The sequence below is a fragment of the Streptomyces sp. NPDC059832 genome (assembly GCF_042731715.1).
Taxonomy (GTDB): Bacteria; Actinomycetota; Actinomycetes; order Streptomycetales; family Streptomycetaceae; genus Streptomyces.
In genome coordinates this window covers 162,959-182,211 of the sequence record NZ_JBHWIY010000005.1, presented here as the reverse complement: position 1 = coordinate 182,211, position 19,253 = coordinate 162,959, and the positions used below count along the sequence as shown (strand labels likewise).

General features: G+C 71.9%; 17 protein-coding genes. 5 read left to right on the top strand and 12 right to left on the bottom strand.

Annotation, left to right across the window (positions count from 1 at the left end; genetic code table 11):
* Window positions 1-93: 93 nt before the first annotated feature.
* Both ACFV8T_RS10995 and ACFV8T_RS10990 read right to left on the bottom strand, forming a co-directional pair.
* Entirely contained in the window at window positions 94-873 is a 780-nt protein-coding gene (locus ACFV8T_RS10995) for an SDR family NAD(P)-dependent oxidoreductase (RefSeq protein ID WP_385326476.1), read from the bottom strand.
* Window positions 870-2,216, bottom strand: a complete 1,347-nt coding sequence (locus tag ACFV8T_RS10990; RefSeq protein ID WP_385326474.1) for an enolase C-terminal domain-like protein — start codon at window positions 2,214-2,216, stop codon at window positions 870-872. The genes ACFV8T_RS10995 and ACFV8T_RS10990 overlap by 4 nt, the downstream gene beginning before the upstream one ends.
* 256 nt (window positions 2,217-2,472) lie before the next feature.
* Here ACFV8T_RS10990 and ACFV8T_RS10985 point away from each other — a divergent pair, with 256 nt between their 5' ends.
* On the top strand, window positions 2,473-3,555 hold the full coding sequence (locus tag ACFV8T_RS10985; protein ID WP_385326472.1) for a PAC2 family protein: 1,083 nt from the start codon (window positions 2,473-2,475) through the stop codon (window positions 3,553-3,555).
* A 63-nt stretch (window positions 3,556-3,618) separates the two neighbouring features.
* On the opposite strand, the gene ACFV8T_RS10980 is transcribed toward ACFV8T_RS10985, so the two are convergent.
* The 5 genes from ACFV8T_RS10980 to ACFV8T_RS10960 form a co-directional block, all read right to left on the bottom strand.
* Window positions 3,619-6,663, bottom strand: coding sequence for an NPCBM/NEW2 domain-containing protein (locus tag ACFV8T_RS10980; protein WP_385326471.1), 3,045 nt, complete (start codon window positions 6,661-6,663; stop codon window positions 3,619-3,621).
* A 134-nt stretch (window positions 6,664-6,797) separates the two neighbouring features.
* On the bottom strand, window positions 6,798-8,027 hold the full coding sequence (gene mshC, locus ACFV8T_RS10975) for a cysteine--1-D-myo-inosityl 2-amino-2-deoxy-alpha-D-glucopyranoside ligase (RefSeq protein ID WP_266421569.1): 1,230 nt from the start codon (window positions 8,025-8,027) through the stop codon (window positions 6,798-6,800).
* A gap of 176 nt (window positions 8,028-8,203) precedes the next feature.
* A complete protein-coding gene (locus tag ACFV8T_RS10970) occupies window positions 8,204-9,058 on the bottom strand; it encodes an SCO1664 family protein (protein WP_385326469.1) in 855 nt (284 codons plus the stop codon).
* Window positions 9,022-9,612, bottom strand: a complete 591-nt coding sequence (locus ACFV8T_RS10965; protein ID WP_072484378.1) for a DUF3090 domain-containing protein — start codon at window positions 9,610-9,612, stop codon at window positions 9,022-9,024. Before ACFV8T_RS10965 ends, ACFV8T_RS10970 begins: the two co-directional genes overlap by 37 nt.
* Window positions 9,613-9,718: 106 nt before the next feature.
* Window positions 9,719-10,435 carry a histidine phosphatase family protein gene (locus tag ACFV8T_RS10960; RefSeq protein ID WP_385326468.1) on the bottom strand — a complete coding sequence of 239 codons (717 nt, stop codon included), beginning with the start codon at window positions 10,433-10,435 and terminating at the stop codon, window positions 9,719-9,721.
* A 59-nt stretch (window positions 10,436-10,494) separates the two neighbouring features.
* Between ACFV8T_RS10960 and corA the strand changes: the two genes are divergently transcribed.
* On the top strand, window positions 10,495-11,490 hold the full coding sequence (gene corA, locus ACFV8T_RS10955) for a magnesium/cobalt transporter CorA (RefSeq protein WP_385326467.1): 996 nt from the start codon (window positions 10,495-10,497) through the stop codon (window positions 11,488-11,490).
* A 27-nt stretch (window positions 11,491-11,517) separates the two neighbouring features.
* Here the strand turns inward: corA and ACFV8T_RS10950 are convergent, their stop codons facing one another.
* A complete protein-coding gene (locus ACFV8T_RS10950) occupies window positions 11,518-12,306 on the bottom strand; it encodes a ferritin-like domain-containing protein (RefSeq protein ID WP_385326465.1) in 789 nt (262 codons plus the stop codon).
* A gap of 209 nt (window positions 12,307-12,515) precedes the next feature.
* Window positions 12,516-13,565 (bottom strand): LLM class F420-dependent oxidoreductase, encoded by a 1,050-nt coding sequence (locus ACFV8T_RS10945; protein ID WP_385326463.1) that lies wholly within the window; start codon window positions 13,563-13,565, stop codon window positions 12,516-12,518.
* Window positions 13,566-13,705: 140 nt separating this feature from the next.
* Between ACFV8T_RS10945 and ACFV8T_RS10940 the strand changes: the two genes are divergently transcribed.
* On the top strand, window positions 13,706-14,689 hold the full coding sequence (locus ACFV8T_RS10940) for an aldo/keto reductase (protein ID WP_385326461.1): 984 nt from the start codon (window positions 13,706-13,708) through the stop codon (window positions 14,687-14,689).
* Complete coding sequence (locus tag ACFV8T_RS10935; RefSeq protein WP_385326459.1) at window positions 14,686-16,944, top strand: ATP-dependent RecD-like DNA helicase; 2,259 nt, start codon at window positions 14,686-14,688, stop codon at window positions 16,942-16,944. The genes ACFV8T_RS10940 and ACFV8T_RS10935 overlap by 4 nt, the downstream gene beginning before the upstream one ends.
* Before the next feature lie 94 nt (window positions 16,945-17,038).
* Here the strand turns inward: ACFV8T_RS10935 and ACFV8T_RS10930 are convergent, their stop codons facing one another.
* Window positions 17,039-17,689 (bottom strand): hypothetical protein, encoded by a 651-nt coding sequence (locus tag ACFV8T_RS10930; protein ID WP_385326457.1) that lies wholly within the window; start codon window positions 17,687-17,689, stop codon window positions 17,039-17,041.
* A gap of 47 nt (window positions 17,690-17,736) precedes the next feature.
* Between ACFV8T_RS10930 and ACFV8T_RS10925 the strand changes: the two genes are divergently transcribed.
* On the top strand, window positions 17,737-17,925 hold the full coding sequence (locus ACFV8T_RS10925; RefSeq protein WP_030918345.1) for a DUF5703 family protein: 189 nt from the start codon (window positions 17,737-17,739) through the stop codon (window positions 17,923-17,925).
* Between the two features lie 68 nt (window positions 17,926-17,993).
* On the opposite strand, the gene ACFV8T_RS10920 is transcribed toward ACFV8T_RS10925, so the two are convergent.
* Together ACFV8T_RS10920 and chpH are read right to left on the bottom strand one after the other, a co-directional pair.
* Complete coding sequence (locus ACFV8T_RS10920) at window positions 17,994-18,752, bottom strand: chaplin (protein WP_385326455.1); 759 nt, start codon at window positions 18,750-18,752, stop codon at window positions 17,994-17,996.
* Between the two features lie 139 nt (window positions 18,753-18,891).
* Window positions 18,892-19,125 carry a chaplin ChpH gene (gene chpH, locus ACFV8T_RS10915; RefSeq protein WP_385326453.1) on the bottom strand — a complete coding sequence of 78 codons (234 nt, stop codon included), beginning with the start codon at window positions 19,123-19,125 and terminating at the stop codon, window positions 18,892-18,894.
* Between the last annotated feature and the right edge of the window lie 128 nt (window positions 19,126-19,253).

Genomic DNA, 19,253 nt, shown 5'->3' with positions numbered 1-19,253 from the left:
GTTGTGGGGTTCGGTTTCATTTTCTCTCTCTCTTGTATGCCTCCAGCCGACCCCCCCCCCTCCCCCCCCCCCGCCCCGCCCCGGCGCCCCCGGTCAGCTCTCGGCGGGGCGCAGGCGCAGCCCCTGCATGCCGCCGTCGACGGCCAGGGCCGTGCCGGTGACCGAGGCGGCGGCGGGGCTCGCGAGGTAGACGATCGCGGCGGCCACCTCGTCGGCCGACACCAGGCGTCCCAGCGGCTGGCGGGCGTTGAGCGCGGCCCGCTCGGCGGCCGGGTCGTCGGCCTGGCCGAGGAGCCGGCCGATCCACGGGGTGTCCGCGGTGCCGGGGTTGACGCAGTTGACCCGGATGCCCTCACGGACGTGGTCGGCGGCCATCGCCAGGGTCAGCGAGAGGACCGCTCCCTTGCTCGCGCTGTACAGGGCGCGCTGCGGCAGACCGGCGGTCGCCGCGATGGAGCAGGTCTGGGTGATCGACACGGCGCCGGGGCGGGCGGCCGCGGCGCGCCGCAGATGGGGCAGGGCGTGCCGGGCGGTGCGGACCATGCCGAGGACGTTGATGTCCAGGACCCGGGTCCACTCGTCGTCGGCGTTGTCCTCGACCGTGCCGATGGAGCCGATGCCCGCGTTGGACACGACGGTGTGCAGCACGCCCAGTTCGGCGGCGGCGCGGTCCACCGCCTCGCGCACGGCGTCGTCGTCGGTGACGTCCGCCTTGACGGCGAGGGCGCCCGCTGGGGCGCCGGCGGTCTCCCGGTCCAGTACGGCCACCCGCGCGCCGCGCGCCAGCAGCATGGTCGCGACGGCTGCCCCGATGCCTGAGGCGCCGCCCGTGATCAGGGCGCCCATTCCCTCGAAGTCGCTCGTCGTGGTCATCGGTGGGCCTCCTCGGTGCGGCGGGCCTGCCATACGGCGCCCTGCGGGTAGCGGTGTGCGGCGATCGACTCGGGGAGCATCCGGGCGGAGAAGCCCGGGGAGCTCGGCGCGGTGTAGCGGCCGGACTCGATCACGGTGGGGTCGGCGAAGTGCTCGTGGAGATGGTCGACGTACTCGATCACGCGGTTGTCCCAACTGCCGGAGACCGCCACGTAGTCGAACATGGAGAGGTGCTGCACCAGCTCGCAGAGTCCTACCCCGCCCGCGTGCGGGCAGACCGGCACGCCGTACTTCGCGGCGAGCAGCAGGATCGCGAGGTTCTCGTTGACGCCCGCGACGCGTGCCGCGTCGATCTGGACGAAGTCGACGGCTCCGGCCTGGAGCAGCTGCTTGAACACGACGCGGTTGGCGACGTGTTCGCCGGTGGCGACCTTGACCGGCTGGCCGGCCCGGACGGCGGCGTGGCCGAGGATGTCGTCGGGGCTGGTCGGCTCCTCGATCCAGTGCGGGTCGTACGGCGCGAGCGCGGTCATCCACTCGACCGCGTCCGGGACGTCCCAGCGCTGGTTGGCGTCGACGGCGATCCGGATGTCGGGCCCGACCGCGTCGCGGGCCAGGGCGAGCCTGCGGACGTCGTCGCGCAGGCTGCCGCCGACCTTCAGCTTGATCTGGGTGAAGCCGTCGGCGACGGCCTCCTTGGCCAGCCTGACCAGCTTGTCGTCGCTGTAGCCCAGCCAGCCGGGCGAGGTGGTGTACGCCGGGTACCCCTCGGCGCGCAGCCGTGCGGCGCGCTCGGCCCGCCCCGGTTCGGCGGCCCGCAGGATCGCCAGGGCCTCCTCGGGGGTGAGGGCGTCGCTGAGGTAGCGGAAGTCGACGAGGGAGACGAGTTCCTCGGGCGTCATCCCGGCGAGGAACTCCCAGACGGGTCTGCCCGCCAGCTTGGCCGCCAGGTCCCAGGCGGCGTTGACGACCGCGCCGGCCGCCATGTGCATCACGCCCTTCTCCGGGCCGAGCCAGCGCAGTTGCGAGTCATGGGTGAGCTCACGGTGCAGTGCGGCGAGGTCGGCCGCGGTGCGGGGCGCCGGACGCCCCACCAGGTAGGGGCGCAGCGCGTCGATGGCGGCGGCCATCACCTCGTTGCCGCGCCCGATGGTGAAACAGAAGCCATGTCCCTCGATGCCGCCGCTGTCCGGGCCGTCCGTGCGGTCGGGGACATCGGTACGCAGTACGACGTAGGCAGCCGAGTAGTCGGGATCGGGGTTCATGGCGTCCGAGCCGTCCAGTTGTTCCGAGGTCGGAAAACGGATGTCGTGGACCTCGAAATCCGTGACGGTCTGACTCATGTGCGCCCCCAGGGGAATAACATCGGACCTCTGTTCTGGTCATCCGATGTATAGCGCCACCAGGGCGCCAACGTCCAGGGATTGATCGAAATTGACCGGACACAGCTCGGATGTATCCGGAGTCCAGTGCCTTGATTCGACCGGTGGTGCACTCTCGTGGACCAGGTTCACCCGGCTGTGTACGGAGGCTGCGGCAGGAGTGGCCGGAAGCCGTAAGGTTGATGGGTACACAAGGGAACTTCGGAAGGAGGCCTGGGTGATCGAGCTCGAGGGGGTTCCCGAGCTGATCGACCCGGTCATGGTGGCCGCGTTCGAGGGATGGAACGACGCAGGGGACGCCGCCTCCACGGCGGTCGCGCACCTGGACCGGGAGTGGAAGGGCGAGGTGTTCGCGGCGCTGGACGCCGAGGACTACTACGACTTCCAGGTCAACCGGCCGACGGTGTGGCTGGACGGCGGGGTGCGCAAGATCACCTGGCCGACCACCAGACTCTCCGTGGTCCGCGTCGGCGGGGACAAACCCCGCGATCTCGTCCTGGTCCGCGGTATCGAACCATCCATGCGCTGGCGCTCGTTCTGCAACGAGATCCTGGGCTTCGCCCATGAGCTGGGTGTGGAGATGGTGGTGGTCCTGGGCGCCCTGCTCGGCGACACCCCGCACACCCGCCCGGTTCCGGTCAGCGGAGTCACCTCCGATCCGGATCTGGCGCGGACCATGGACCTGGAGGAGACCAGGTACGAGGGGCCGACGGGCATCGTCGGCATCCTCCAGGAGGCCTGCACGCACGCGGGCGTGCCCGCGGTGAGCCTGTGGGCGGCGGTGCCGCACTATGTGTCGCAGCCGCCCAACCCGAAGGCCACGCTCGCGCTGCTGAACCGCCTGGAGGACCTGATCGGTCTGCGCATCCCGCTGGGCGAACTGCCCGAGGACGCGCGCGCCTGGCAGCTCGGCGTCGACCAACTGGCCGCCGAGGACAGCGAGGTGGCCGAGTACGTGCAGACGCTGGAGGAGGCCCGGGACACCGCCGAGCTTCCCGAGGCGAGCGGCGAGGCCATCGCCCGGGAGTTCGAGCGCTATCTGCGCCGCAGGGACATCGGTCCGGGCCAGGCGCCGGGCGGGCACGCGACGGAGAGCGGCGACGCCTCGTATCTGCGCGACACCTCCAGCGGCCGGACCCGTCCGCCCAAGCCGGCCCGTCCCGAGACCGGCGGCGACACCGGGCCCGGCGCGCCGCCCGCGGGCGGACCCGGCCGGCAGCCACCGGCCGACCGGGAGGGCGGCGACCGCGGTGACGGCGACGGCCCGCAGGATTCGTCGGAGGACTCCCCGGAGGACTGACGGGACCGGTGGAGCGCCGGGCGGGTACGTCACCGCCCGGCGCTCCCGTGCTGTCCGGGACATTCAGGAACAGCTGAACCGGGCCGCGGCCCAGTCCCCGTGGTCACCGGTCTTGGAGCCGTTGGTGTCCGTGACCTTCAGGTGCACATGACGCGCACCGTCGAGCTTCACGTCGACCGGCACGGTCGCCGAAGCCCCGGTCACCTTCGGGGAGGTCCACAGCACCTTGCCGTCCGCCTCGACGGAGAAGGCCACCTCGCCGTAGCCGTTGATCTCGTCGTCGATCCCCGCGTCGGCGGTGAACGCGGTGCAGCGCCCGCCGAGATAGACCTCGATGTCGGAGTCGGCATGGGTGCCGATCCCCTTCTCGTACGTCTTCCCGGCGAGGGTCAGCGGGTGCCCGTCGCTCGCGCCCGACTCGCCGTTGCTGCGGTCCCGTTCGGCCGGTCCGTAGCCGTTGGTGGACTTCAGCCACACCAGATCGCTCGCCCAGGCCTCGCCGGTGGGCGGCGGTGGCATGACTCCGGCCGCGAAGCGCTGCGTGGCGGTCCGGGACTCACCGGCCGACCGGTAGCGGACGAGTGCGGTGATCCGTGCCTCGCCCGCCACGGCGTCCTTCGCGGGGGTGACGGACACCTCGACCCGCCGGGTGGTGCCCGCCGGGATCCGGTCCACCTTCGCGGTCCGTGCGACCTGCCAGCCCTCGGGGACGTCGAGGCCGACCTCGGCGCCGGTCACATCGGCCCTGCCCGCGGTGACATCGACGGCGACGGTACCCGCGGCCCCGGCGCCGACCTCCTGCCCGGACGGCACGGAGACCACGGCGCCCGCCGCGGCGTGCCGGCCGCCGACCGCGCTGGTGTCCTTCAGCTTCACGGAGAACTTCTTGCCGGTGGACAGCGGCGCGGTCTTGATCTTCACGACACCGCCGCGGTCGTCCCGGTCGTACCACCAGCCCTGCTTCGCGGCCTTGAACGCGGCGGCGGAGCCCAGCCGGGGCAGCTTCCCGCCGAGCTCGACCGCGCTCGGGGCGGAGCCGGTGTGCACGGTGAACTCGTACGGGCGCTCGCCCTGCTTGCCCGTGAACTTCCCCTCGCTCGCGCCGATCCGCACGGTCACGTCGCCCGCGCCCCGGACCGGTGCGTCCACGTCGGCCCGCTGGGTGGCGTACTTGCCGTCGCGGTGCTGCCGGGTGACGCCGTCGTCCTCGTACAACGTGAAGGACGACCTGCCCTGCGGGTAGACGTCCCAGGCGAGCGGGGAGCCGGCGGTGCGGTCCTTGTACGAGCGGATGCCGGGCCACATCGGCACACTGGCACCGCCCTTGACGAACAGCGGCAGGGTGTCGAGCGGGGCGCTGTGGTCGTCGAGGGTGAGCGGACCCTCGTACGTCCGCCCGCTCCAGTAGTCGGTCCAGGTGCCCTTCGGCAGATAGATGCCGTCGCGCTCGGTGCTGTCCTGGTAGACCGGTGCGACGAGGAAGTCCTCGCCGGACATGAACTCGTACTTCGCGGCGTCCGTCGCCGCCTTCGGGTCGTCCGGATATTCGAGGACCAGCGGGCGGACCATGCCGACGCCGGTCTTCGTCGCCTCGTGCGCGTAGGAGTACTGATAGGGCAGCAGCGACTCCTTGAGCTTGAGGTAGTCGCGGTTGATGGTGGTGTACGGCTCTCCGTACCGGTAGGGCTGCTTGTCGCTGGCCGCCCAGCCGTCCATCGTCATCGTGGTCCCCAGGAACATCTTCCACTGGAGGTCACGGGTGTAGGTCTTGGCGCTGCCGCCGAAGATGCCGTCGACGTCGCCCGTGGTGTAGGCGAGGCCGGACATCGTGGCGCCCGCGTAGGTCGGGATCTGCCAGCGGATGTAGTCCCAGGTGCCGTACTGGTCGCCGGACCACTGCACGCCGCAGCGCTGCGCGCCCGACCAGCTCTCGGGGGCGTAGGTGAAGCCGCGGGCGTCGCTGTTGTCCTCGATGCCCTTGTACGCGTCCTTGCAGCCGTCCAGGGCGAACTTGTAGCCGGCGCCGATCCAGGCGACGTCCAGCTTGGCGACCCGCTGGCCGGCCTTGACCTGGTCGGCGATCCTGTCGATGCCGTCCTGGGTCCACAGGCCGAGCTGCATGTCGCGGCCCTGGAGGCCCTTGGCGGTCTCGGCGAGGTCCTCGTATCCGCAGCCGTAGCCGTCGTTGACGAGCATCCAGCCGTTCGGCATGTCGTTCTCGACGTAGCCGTCGGCGACCTTCAGGGCGTCCAGGGTGTGGCGTTCACCGCGGTTGGCGTTGTGGAGGTAGCAGTCGGCGTCGCCGATCTCCATGCCGTACACGGGCGGCAGGAAGGGCTTGCCGGTGAGCTTCGTGTACTGCCCGATGACGTCCTTGGCGCTGTCACCCGCGAAGTAGTAGGCGTCGAAGCGCTTCTCCTTCGCGCTGGTGGTCACCGGGTCGGTGAAGGCATAGGTGTTCGGCGCGTAGGTGTTGCGGAAGACGCCGTAGCCGGCCGAGGAGAGGTAGAACGGCACCGAGTTGGGGTGGCCGCCGTCGTCCCAGTCGTAGTCGACGCCGACCTCGACGGTCTTGTCCCGGTGCGAGGTGTTGCCCCGGCCGTTCTGCATGCCGGCGCCGTAGAACTGCTCGTCCGCGCCGCGGGCCAGGGTCTGGGTGGTCTTCTCTCCGTTCCAGCTCAGCCCCTTGGCCTCGGACCAGACCTGGCTTCCGTCGGCCCGGTACAGAGCGAAACGCAGGGGCGACTTGTAGGCGCGCAGGGTGACGTCGGCGGTGGAGAGCTCATAGCGGTCGCTCCGCTCCTTCCACCGGGTGTGCGGCGGGGTGCCCTGCGGCAGGACGATGTCGTCGCCGGTCGGGTCCGAGAACGTGCCGTCCGGGGCGAGTTCGATACGGAAGGTCTCGGCGGAGACGAAACTGACCCGCGCCTCGGCGGTGCCGGCCTTCAGGTGGTAGACGGATCCGTCGGCGGAGAATCCGGTGAGGTCGCCGACCGTGGTGTCCGGTTCGGCGGCGCCGGCCTCGGCCGCGCCGGGGCCCGTGAGGACGGCGAGCAGCCCGAACAAGGCTGCAACTGCCGCCGCTCTGATGCGCGTTGATGTTTGCATAGAGCGCTTTTAGCGCAACACCGAGCACTTGACCATGGACAAAACGGAACCGGCCCTGAACTTCGTCGAGAAGTCCAAGGCCGGTTCGTTCCGAACATCCGGTGGAAATCGGCGGGTTGTCACCCTGCGCGGTGTTACAGGGCGACACCCAGCAGCGCGTCGACGGTGCGCGAGACGAGGCCGGGCGCGCCCTCGTCCGTACCGCCGTCGGCGTTCTGGCGCTCGGCCCAGCGGTCCACGGCGGCCAGCGCGGCCGGCGCGTCCAGGTCGTCGGCGAGGGCCTCGCGGACCTCCTCGACCAGGGCCTCGGCGGGCAGTCCGTCGGGCCGGGAGACGGCGGACCGCCACCGCGCGAGCCGCTCCACCGCGTCGGCGAGCACCTGGTCCGTCCACTCCCAGTCGGACCGGTAGTGGTGCGACAGCAGCGCCAGGCGGATCGCCGCCGGGTCCACGCCGTCATGGCGCAGCTTCGAGACGAAGACCAGATTGCCCCGGGACTTGGACATCTTCTCGCCGTCCAGGGCGACCATTCCGGCGTGCACATAGGCCTGGGCGAAGGGGTATTCGCCGGTCAGTACCTGGGCGTGCGAGGCGCCCATCTCGTGGTGCGGGAAGGCGAGGTCGGACCCGCCCCCCTGGACGTCGAAGCCCATGCCGAGGTGGTCCAGGGCGATGGCGACGCACTCGATGTGCCAGCCGGGCCGGCCGGGGCCGAGGGAGGCGCCGTCCCAGCTCGGCTCGCCCTCACGGGCGGCCATCCAGAGCATCGGGTCGAGGGGGTTCTTCTTGCCGGGGCGCTCCGGGTCGCCGCCGCGCTCGGCGGAGAGCAGCCGCATCGCCTCGGCGTCGAGGTTGGAGACGCCGCCGAAGTGCGGGTCGGTCTCGACGGAGAAGTACACGTCGCCGTCGAGCTCGTAGGCGGCACCGGCGTCGCGGAGCCGTTCCACCAGCGGAACGATGCCGGGTATGGCCTCCACGGCACCGATGTAGTGCTTCGGCGGAAGCATGCGCAGGGCAGTCATGTCCTCGCGGAACAGGGCCGTCTCGCGCTCGGCGAGCTCGGTCCAGTCCTGACCGTCGCGCACGGCCCGCTCCAGGAGCGGGTCGTCCACGTCGGTCACGTTCTGGACGTAGTGAACCTGCCGCTTGGTGTCGAGCCACACGCGCTGAACGAGGTCGAACGCGTTGTAGGTCGCCGCATGACCCATGTGGGTCGCGTCGTACGGCGTGATGCCGCAGACATAGATGCGGGCGACGGGACCGGGGTCAAGGGTGATCCGTCCGCCGGTCGCGGTGTCGTGGATCCGAAGGTCGCGGCCCTTGCCAGGCAGGGCGGGGACCTCAGAAGCGGGCCAGGCATGCATGCCACGAGCGTAACCGGATGCATGTTCCGGATACGAACCGGCTGCCGGTTCTTGGCCGAAGAGGCGGTCTTGCGCCGCGTGGCCCCATCTGCTTCGGGGTGCAGGACCGGCACCCCGGTCCGCGCCCCCGGAGCCGGTCCGGCAGGCCCCGGGGCTCCGCGTATCCCCTGCTCGGCTCAGACCGGCGGCCAGGGGATCGACGGCCATTCCCCGCTCGGCTCCGGGTGCCGTCCCGTCTCCCTCAGCCCCGCCACACGGCCCCGCAACGCCTCGATCTCGACCTCGGTGATCAGCTCGCCCAGCCGGGTGACGAGCGGGGTGCCCGGCGCGAGTTCCGCCCCCAGCCGCTCGACGACCTCGACGGCCTCCGCCGTCAGCGGCTCCCCCGCCCACCCCCAGAGCAGCGTGCGCAGCTTGTCGTCCGCGTTGAAGGTCACACCGTGGTCGATGCCGTAGAGCCGGCCATCGGGTGCGGGCAGCAGATGGCCGCCCTTGCGGTCCCCGTTGTTGATCACGGCGTCGAGGACGGCCAGCCGCCGCAGCCGCGCGTCGTCCGCGTGGACCAGCAGGGCCGTCCTCCCCTCGCCGACCTCGGCACGGGCGACGGCCTTCCAGCCCTCCCCCGGCTCCTCGTCCTCGACGAGCGCGAGCAGCGGGGGCTCGCCCGCCTCACCGGCCTCGCCGTCCTCGGGCGCCGCGTCGATCCACAGCTGGCACATGCCCTCGCCGTACGGACCGTCCCGCAGCACGGTGGGCGGCACGAGGCCCCATCCGGTCACCTCGGATATCTCGTACGCGGCCACCTCGCGCCCGGCGAGCGTGCCGTCCGGGAAGTCCCACAGGGGCTGTTCGCCGGCCACCGGCTTGTAGACGCAGGTCGCCTCCTCGCCGTCGCGCGCGACCGTGCAGTACAGCACCGCGTTGGACGCCCCGCGGATCTGTCCGAGGACGGTGAGCTCCCCCTCGGCGAGCAGGGCGACCGGGTCGGTGCCGGTCAGGCTCCGCGACGGTATCCGTTCTGGCGCGGGCATACGTGTCCTTCCGGATCGAGCGGCAGGCTGCACAGCGGGCACGGCGGACGTCCGGCGTTCACCACGTCCAGCGCTCGCTTGGCGAAGGCCCGTGCCTGCGCGCCGCTGAGCCGGACCCGGAGCATCGGCGGACCGTTCTCCTCGTCCTGGAGCAACCGCTCCTCGGCCTCGGCGAGGTCCTCGTCGGAGTCCACGTCCAGTTCGACCAGCGCCTGCGCCTCGACGATCATGCGCTGTTCCTCGCCGTCCCAGGCGAGCGCCATCGTGCCGACCCGGAACTCCTCCTCGACGGGGACGTCCAGGGGCGCGGTGTCGGTGACGTCCATCGGCGCGACGGCGGGCACCGGGGAGTTTCCGCCGGTCCGCCGCACCACTTCGTCGAGCAGTTCGTCGATCCGCTCGGCGAGCGCGGCCACCTGGGTCTTCTCCAGGGCCACGCTGGTGACACGTCCGCCTGAGGATGCCTGCAGGAAGAACGTACGGCGTCCAGGCAATCCGACCGTACCGGCCACGAAACGGTCCGGGGGGTCGTAGAGGAACACCTGACGGGACACGTCCTGTCTCCCTTGAGATCGACGGTGGATGAGGGGCGGCCGGGGCCGCGGGAGGTTCCCCCGGGGCAAGGCGCCTACGGAGCGTCCACCCTACTGCGCGAAGCGATCACGGCGCCCCAGCGCCGCCCCCGACAGCCGCGTCCGCGTCCGCCGCCGGGCGCGCGCCCGGGTCGGCCCCGCCGGGGTGCTCGCGCGGTGCCAGCGACGCGAGGTCCCCGGTGTCGCCGAGCCGCAGCAGGAAGGGCCGCAGCCTGGTGTAGCGGATCGCGGTGACCGAACAGGGGTCGGCGTGGACCCGCTGGAAGAGGTCGAGATGCATGCCGAGCGCGTCGGCGACGAGGGCCTTGATGATGTCGCCGTGCGAGCACATCAGGTAGACGGCGTCGTCGCCGTGCCCGGCCTCGACGCGGGCGTTCCAGTCCCGTACCGCGTCGACGGCGCGCGCCTGCATGCCGCGCATCGACTCGCCGCCGGGGAACGCCGCGGCAGACGGGTGCTGCTGCACGACGCCCATCAGCGGTTCGTCGGCGAGCTCCGCGAGTTTGCGCCCCGACCAGTCACCGTAGTCGCACTCGCTGATCCGCTCCTCGGTGTGCAGTTCCAGCTCCGGCCGGGCGGCGAGGAGCGGCCGCAGGGTCTCCCGGCAGCGCTGGAGCGGGCTGCTGACGGCTGCGGCCAGGGGCAGCCCGGCGAGCCGTCCGGGCAGTGCCGCGGCCTGTTCGGCACCGCGCTCGTCGAGCGCGACACCGGGGGTGCGGCCCGCGAGCACCCCGGCCGTGTTGGCGGTGGAGCGTCCATGGCGTACGAGGATCAGGGTGGGCATACGGGCCAGCGTAGGCCGCCGACGAGGGTGAGGTGCGCCGGGGAGCGCGGCAGGGAAGAATGCGCGCCGTGATCGTGGACTGTGCCATCTACCGGGACGGGCGCCGCACCGACGGCCCCGCCGACTTCTCCGACGCCCTCGACGAGGCACGGGCCACCGGGGACGCGTTCCTCTGGATCGGGCTGCACGAGCCGACGGAGAAGGAGTTCGCACTCGTCAGGAGCGAGTTCGGGCTGCATCCGCTGGCGGTGGAGGACGCCCTGAGCGCGCACCAGCGGCCCAAGCTGGAGGTGTACGACGACTCGCTCTTCGCCGTCATCAAACCGGTGGTGTACGAGCCCACCAGCGACACGGTCACCACCGATGAGCTGATGGCCTTCATAGGCGATTCGTTCGTCGTGACGGTCCGGCACGGGGAGGGCGCGCCGCTCGCCGCGGTACGCCGCCGGCTGGAGGCCGAGCCGGAGGTGCTCAAGCACGGGCCGACGGCGGTGCTGTACGCGATCAGCGACGCCGTCGTCGACCACTACATCGAGGTGGCGGGCGAGCTCCAGGTCGACCTGGAGGAGCTGGAGACCGAGGTGTTCGCGCCGACCGGCGTCGGCGACACCAAGAGCACCGCGGCCCGCATCTACACCTTCAAGCGGCAGATCCTGGAGTTCCGCCGGGCCACCGGTCCGCTGAGCGCCCCCATGGCCCGGCTGGCGAGCGCGGACGTGCCGTTCGTCCACGAGCACTCGCAGCCGTTCTTCCGCGACGTCAGCGACCATCTGACGCGCGCCAACGAGTACGTGGAGGGGCTGGACCGGCTGCTCTCCGACATCCTCTCGGCCCATCTGGCCCAGGTGGGCGTGCGGCAGAACGACGACATGCGCAAGATCTCGGCCTGGGCGGCGATGGCCGCCGTGCCGACCATGGTGGCGGGGATCTACGGCATGAACTTCGATCACATGCCGGAGCTCCGCTGGTTGTGGTCCTATCCGGTGGTGATCGCGCTGATGGCCGTCGTGGTCTTCGCGCTGTACCGGCAGTTCAAGCGCCGCGGCTGGCTCTGACGGACGGGCCGGCGCCCCGACAGGCTCTCAGGCGGACCCGGGCTCCGGCACCGCGGGACCGCCCAGCGCGTCGCGCCGCTCGGGCTGCGCCAGGCTCACCATGCGCCGCCATCCCACCAGCCGTTCGTACGCGTAGACGCCGTGGATCCCGGCGGCCAGCACCGCCGATCTGGCCCGGGGCCAGCCCAGGATGCGGCCCATGTGGTCCATCACGGCGAGGCTGACGTCGCGGTACACCCGGATCTCGGCGAGCGCGTACTCGCGCAGGGTGCGCTGGATGGTGCGGCCGTGTCCGGCGCGGGCGAGGCGGAGCAGTTCCTCGTGGCAGTACGCCAGGTGGTTGTCCTCGTCGTTCGAGATCATTTTCACGGCGCGGCCGAGGTCGGGGTGGTCGGCGAAGTGCTTGCACAGCAGGGCCATCTGCTCGGAGGCGCGCTGCTCGGTGACCCGGCTGTGGGCGAGGTAGGTGATGATGTCGCGCTCGGAGAGCCGTTCCTCGCCCCGCAGCTGCTCATGGGCGAGGCCGATGCCGTGCTTCTCCAGCAGCATCGTGTAGTCGGTCTCGTGCGGGATCTCCGCCGGCCGGAGCCCGCGCTTGCGCAGCAGCGCGTCGAAGATCCTGCCGTGCTTGTCCTCGTCGGCGCCGTGCCGTGCGATCTTGGGCGCCAGCGCGCGCTGGCTCTCGGGTACCAGGGCCGCGATGCGGCCGTTCTCCCAGCCACCCTGGGCCTCCCCGCCGGCCGCGATGGAACAGAACAGCCGGAACGACTCGTCGTCGTCGAGGATCTCCAGGAACAAGTTCCTTGCCGAGAGCATCACTGCCACCTCCGTGCGCGTCCGCCGAGCGACAGTCAAGTGCGGCACACCCACTCGGGCAACAGGAACGGGCCCCGGCTACGCCGGATGGGGCGCGTGCCGCCGTAACCGCCCGGCCGTGCGCGCGTTGATATGCATAACGGCCGTGGCGGGGAGGCCCCGAGCCCCCACCACGGCCGTAGTGCTGCTCCCGGGAGCGGCGAAACCTGCTACGCGAGCCCGGAGCGCTCCAGCGCGTCCGTGCCGGCCCGCAGGGCCGTGAGCCGCTCTTCGAGCGTGAACCCGGCCGGGGCCAGGGTCAGCGTCGTGACCCCCGCGGCGGCGTAGGCCTGCATCCGCTCGGCGATCCGCTCGACCGGGCCGAGCAGCGCGGTCTGGTCGATCAGCTGGTGCGGCACCGCGGCGGCGGCGCCGCTCTTGTCGCCGGACAGGTACTTGTCCTGGATCTCGGCGGCTTCCTTCTCGTAGCCCATGCGCTGCGCGAGCTGGTTGTAGAAGTTCTGCTTGCGGCTGCCCATGCCGCCCACGTACAGGGCGGTGTACGGACGGAACATGTCCGCGAGGCCGTTGACGTCGTCGCCGACGGCGAGCGGCAGGGTCGGACAGACGTCGAAGCCCTCCATCGTCAGGCCGGCCTTCTCACGGCCCGCCCGCAGGTACGTCATCGCGGTGTCCTCCAGGTGCTCGGCGGAGGGGAAGATCAGCAGCGCGCCGTCGGCGATCTCGCCGGTCTGCTCCAGGTTCTTCGGGCCGATCGCGGCGATGTAGAGCGGGATGTGCTCGCGCTGCGGGTGGACGGTCAGCTTGATGGGCTTGCCCGGACCGTCCGGCAGCGGCAGCGTCCAGTGCTGCCCCTCGTACGAGAGCCGCTCGCGGGACATCGCCCTGCGGACGATCTCGACGTACTCCCGGGTGCGGGCCAGCGGCTTGTCGAACTTGACGCCGTACCAGCCCTCGGAGACCTGCGGTCCCGACACGCCGAGGCCGAGCCGGAACCGGCCGCCGGAGAGCGAGTCGAGGGTGGCGGCGGTCATCGCCGTCATGGCGGGCTGGCGGGCCGGGATCTGCATGATCGCGGAGCCGACGTCGATGGACTCGGTCCGGGCGGCGACCCAGGAGAGCACGGTCGGCGCGTCGGAGCCGTACGCCTCGGCCACCCAGCAGACGTCGTATCCGAGCCGGTCGGCCTCCTGGGCGACGGCGAGATTGTCGCCGTCCATTCCCGCGCCCCAGTAACCGAGATTGATGCCGAGCCGCATAACCGCTCCCCTTACCGATCAGTAACGTCCCTGAGCTTCGGACTCTAGCGCGCGCCGACGGGATCCGGCAGGGGCGACTTGACGCCGGGTTGTCCACAGGCTTCCGCCGAGTGGGGTTCTGGCCAGTAATCTCAGCCCCCATGGAGCAGAGGCATCTCGGCCGCACCGGCCTTCGAGTGTCCCGGATCGGGCTCGGCACCCTCACCTGGGGCCGGGACACCGATGATCACGACGCTGCCGAACAGCTGAAAGCCTTCTGGGAGGCGGGCGGCACGCTGGTCGACACGGCCGATGTGTACGGCGGCGGGGAGGCCGAATATCTGCTCGGGCAGCTCGTCGACGGCCTGGTGCCACGGCGCGATCTGGTCATCGCGACGAAGGCCGGCGGCGTGGCCGATCCGTACCGCCGGTTCGACGGCTCGCGCGGGCATCTGCTGGCCGCGCTGGACGCTTCCCTGGAACGGCTCGGCACGGACCACGTGGATCTGTGGCAGATCCACGCCTTCGACCCGGTGACTCCGCTGGACGAGACCCTTCAGGCGCTGGACATGGCGGTGTCCAGCGGGCGCGCCCGCTACGCGGGGGTGTCGAACTTCTGCGGCTGGCAGCTGGCCAAGGCGGCGACCTGGCAGCTCGCCTCGCCCGGGGTGCGCACCCGGCTGGCGAGCACGCAGATGGAGTACTCGCTGTTGCAGCGGGGCGTGGAACGCGAGGTGCTGCCCGCCGCCCTCGATCTCGGCGTCGGCCTGCTGCCCTCCTCCCCGCTGGGCCGTGGGGTCCTCACCGGGAAGTACCGGTCGGGCACTCCGGCGGACTCGCGTGGCGCCTCGGAGCTGCTGGCTCCGTTCGTCGAGCCGTATCTCGACGAGCCGGCGAGCCGCGTGGTGGACGCGGTGGCGACGGCGGCGGACGGCCTGGCCACGACGCCGCTGCAGGTGGCTCTCGCCTGGGTCCGGGACCGGCCCGGAGTGGTGGCCCCGATCGTCGGCGCGCGCAACGCGCAGCAGCTCACGGAGGCATTGTCAGTGGAGGCGCTTAGTCTTCCTGACGAGATCTGCCAGGCGCTCGACGATGTGTCGGCGCCCGTGCACCGCTATCCCGACCAGGACTGGAGCACGCTGTGACTGCGCTTCCCCGGGGGGAAACCCCCGGCTCCCCGGCCGCCGACGACGACGGCGTCGTCGCGACCCCCTCCGCCGCCGTGCCCGCCCCGTCCGCCGGGGACGAGGGGCACGCCGCGGACGAGGGATCACCGACGGCCGACGACGCCGGGGACGGAGCGGAGACGGACGGCCAGGACGACACGACGGACGGCGCAACGGACACCGCCGACGACACCGGGGACGGGGCGGACGCCGCCCCCGCACCGCTCTCCGAGGCCGAGGCCGAGCTCGCCGCCCAGCGTGAGCTCCGGGAGCGGATCGAGAAGCGCAAGGCCGAGAAGGAAGGCCCCATCGCCGCCGGGGCGAAGCTGAGCGGCAGGGCGGCCGACCTGCTGGCGGCCGTGCGCGCGGTGGAGAGCGGCGAGCAGCCCGCCACCTCGTTCTTCGACTCGCCCGCACCCGCTGTCCCCCGCCGGACCGCACCCGCGCCCGCCCCGGCCCGTCCGCGCGCCCCCGAACCGGCACGGGCGCCGCAGGGCGCCCCGCCGGAGGCCGTGGCCGCGACCGCCGCCGTGCTGGCCGAGGGCGGGGCTCCGGCGGCGCTGGCCGGACCGGCGGCCGAGACCCTCGGGGCACAGGCCGCCGAGACCCTGCGCGCGGACCCCTGGCAGCTGCTGGCCGTGCCGGGAGTCGGGCCCGAGCAGGCGGACGGATTCGCGCGGGCCCTGCTCGGCGCCGAGTGCGGCCCGGACGACGAGCGGCGGACCGCCGCCCTGGTGGGCTGGCTGCTGGAGCGGGCCGCGCTGCGCGGCCACACGGCGCTGGACGCCTCGGAGGTACGGGCCGCGCTCGCCGAGCGTTCGGTGGCCGACCCCGACGCGGCCGTGCAGCACGCCGTCGCCGAGGGAGTCGTCCTGGTCTTCCAGGACGGCCCGGAGGACCAGGCCGACCAGGACTCCGAAGCACCCGCGGAACCCGGCGAGGAGGCCGGCACGGACGCCGGGCAGGAACCGGTGCAGGTGCTGCTCGGCCTCGACCGCTACGCACTCGCCGAGGAGAGCCTCGCCGACGGCCTGGCCCGGCTGGTCAACGCCTGCGAGAAGGACGCCGACTGGGCGGAGGCGGCCTCGGGCGCGGGCTCCCCGTCGGCAGCCGAGCTGATCCGCGCGGTCGCGGCCCACGGCCTCGTGGCGCACACCGGGGGCGAGGCCGCCAGGGCCGAACCCGCCGCCCTGATCACCGCGGCCCGCGGCCTCGGGCTGCGCGCCCTGGGCACCACGCACAGCGCCGACGGCAGACGACGGCTGGCCGAGGCGACCGGCGATCCGGAGACGGCCGTCACCCTCGCCGGTCTGCTCTCCGGCGAGCAGGGCCCGGGGCGGGACGAGGAGGGGGCGGTCGCCGTCGACCTGCTCGTCGTGCTGGACGCCCCGCAGCTGGACATCGAGACCGCCGCGATCCTGGTCGAGTCCCTGGCCGACGGCACCCGCCTGGTGCTCAGCGGTGATCCGGGTGTGCTGGGTTCGGCCGGTGCGGGAAGGGTGTTCGCGGATGTGCTCGCGGCCCGCGCCTGCCCGCAGATCGTCTCCCGCACACCGGATCCGGGACCGATCGGCGAGCTGGTCTCCGGCATCGGCATCGGCGAGCTCAACCAGGTCGAGGCGCCCGGCAAGGAAGTGGTGATCGTCCCCGTACGCGATGCGGGCGAGGCGGTGCACCGTACCGTGCAGCTGGTGGCCGACTCGGTGCCGCGCGCGATCGGTGTGCCGTCGTCCGACACCCAGGTGATCACCGTCGGCCACGGCGGCTCGGCGGGCACCCGGGCGCTGAACGCGGCGCTGAAGCAGCGGCTCAATCCCGGACCGGGGCGGTTCGGCGGCTTCGACCCGGGCGACCGCGTCGTCCACGTCCCGGCACCCGGCAGGGTCGTGCCCGCGGTGGTCGTCTCGGCCGACGCCGAGGGCCTGCGGCTGGACTGCGCGGGCACGGAGGTCGTCGTGGCCCAGGAGCGGGTGGAATCCTCCGTGCGCCATGGCTGGGCCCTCAGCGCCCACCAGGCGGCCGGGATGCGATGGCCCGCAGTGGTCGTCGTGCTGCCGGGCGACGCAGTCCAGGGGCTGAGCCGCTCCTGGGTGTACACCGCCTTCAGCCGCGGGGAGCGGCATCTGTCCGTGGTGCACGGAGTGGACCAGGCGCTCCCGCGCGCGGTCGCCCAGTCCCCGGCCCAGGACCGCACGACGCGACTGCGCACCCTGCTGGAGACCCCGGCCCGCTGACCGGGTCCCACCGGCGACGCCCATACCGGACGGGCTCGGTGTCGAGCCCGTCCGGCCGGCGGATCAGGAACCGTCCGCCGCCGGGCGGCACCGGTCAGACGGGGTCGAGGCGGGCCGGTTCCTCGTCCGGTTCGTCCTCGTCGAAGACGGCGCTGACATCGAAGCGGCAGACCACCCGCTGCGGATCGGCGTCGTCGAAGGGCGCGCCGAGCCACTCCCCCGCTTCGGGGAGCTCCTCGGCGGCCGTGACCCAGAGCGTGGAGTCGCCCTCCTCCAGGCCGAACTCCGTGTGCCGGGAAGCGATCTCGTCGGGTTCGTACTCCCCGAAGAGCACTCCGAGCGCCGCGTGGACGCTGGAGCCGACGACCGCGGCGCTTCCGCCGCGTTCGCCCTGATCGAGGTCGGCGATCCGCTGGGCCTGTGCGAGCAGCCTCGGCGGCTCCACCACCGCGTAGTCGCGCCGGATCAGCAGACTCAGTGCGTTCGGCTCCTCGGGGCCGGTGTACGGCGGCAGCGAATCCTCCGCACCCGGGATCTCGAAAGGGGTGACTTCGTCGTAACGGTCGTAGAGCAGTTCGTCGTAGAACTCGGCGGCAGCGGCCAGTGCGTTGAACGCGTCATAGACGGCCACGTCGTCGTCCCCGGTCCGGCGTTCGACCGCCTCGAGGTGGTGGTCGAGCGCGGCTTTGACCGCCTCGGCGGCGGCGCGTACCTCGGCAGCGGTGGGCTGCGCAGCATCAGACATAGTGCAGACGCTATCCGTACACGGGCTCTGCCCGCACAATAGATGCGATGCCGGAATACGAATTTGTCGATGTGTACGTACCGCGCGGGGTGTCCCGGAAGGAGACGGCCCGCCTGCTGACCGACCATGCCGAGTACGGTCACTGGGAGTTGGACCGGCTGACGCTGCGCCGCGACGGCAGCCGCAGGGTGCGCCTGCGCCGACGGATCATCCGCCAGCTCCGAGCCACCTGGTGAGACGGGGCGGGCCCCGCAGTCGCGGGACCCGCCCCCCTTCGTCGTGCTTGCGTCGCCGCCCCGGTCCGCTAGGCGGACATCCGGGCGCGGCGGTAGAACACCGTGCCCGCACCCGCCAGCAGCAGACCCGCGCTCGCCGGGATCAGGAGGTCGAGCCCACCCGCTCCGGTGTGGGCGAGCTGCGGGACGTTCTGCTCCTCGGGCACGTTGGGCACGACCGGCTTCTCCGGCGCCGGGGGCTTGTGCTCGGTGACCGGCGTGACCGGGGTGACCGGCGTGACCGGGGTGACCGGCGTGACCGGCGGCGGCGTGACGACGTCCGTGCTGTTCCCGCAGTCGTTGCCGAAAGTGGGGTTGAGCAGACCGCCGATGGTGACACTGTTCCCGCAGGCGTTCACGGGGATGTCGATGGGCACCTGGATGTTGTTGCCGGACAGCACTCCCGGCGAGCCCTTCGCGACGCCCTGGGCCGTCGACCCGCCGCCGATCGGGGCCCGGTGCTTGCCCGCGCCGGGCCGACTCGCCTGGGTCAGGTCGCCGGAGACGTGACTGCCGGAGGCGTGCTTGCCCTGGGAGTCGTCCTGCGAACCGTTTCCGCAAGTGTTGCCGAACGCCGGGTTGAGCAGCGCCACGACGTCCACGGAGTTGCCGCACACGTTGACCGGTACGTGGACCGGGATCTGTACCGAATTCCCTGACAGCACCCCCGGGGAATTCGTCGCCTCGCCGGACGCTCCTGCGTCCGCGTGCGCGTAGCCGCCACTCAGCGCGAGCACGCCGCCCGCTGCCGCCATGGTGATCAGGCCTTTACGCGTGACCTGTCGCATAGGTTGTTTCCTGCCTTCTAACCTTCCGGAAAACCCCCGGACTTGACCGTGCGGGGGCGGAGTACCCAGCAGCCCCGGAGTGCATGGCGTGCACTTCGGGGCCGACCGGGTTCAAACCCTTACGGGTTGACGCACAACGTCAGGCGTTGAAGCAGGGGTTGCCGAAGGCGGGGTTCAGCAGCCCGATCGCGGAGACCGTGTTACCGCACACGTTCACCGGCACGTGGACGGGCGCCTGAATGGTGTTGCCCGAGATCACGCCGGGGCTGCCGACAGCGGCGCCCTGGGCACCGGAGTCCGCGACGGCCATGCCCGCACCCGCGAGCACCAGACCACCAGTGACAGCCGCAGCAGCGACGACCTTCTTGATCATTATTCCTCCTAGTTGGCAATGCGGTCCCAGCCGCGGACCGCATCACTTGTAACGAGGAAGAGGTAATCAAGCTACGAGCGTATCGCCCCTTTCACTCGTTCCGGTCAAATACGCACACGCTGGCGATT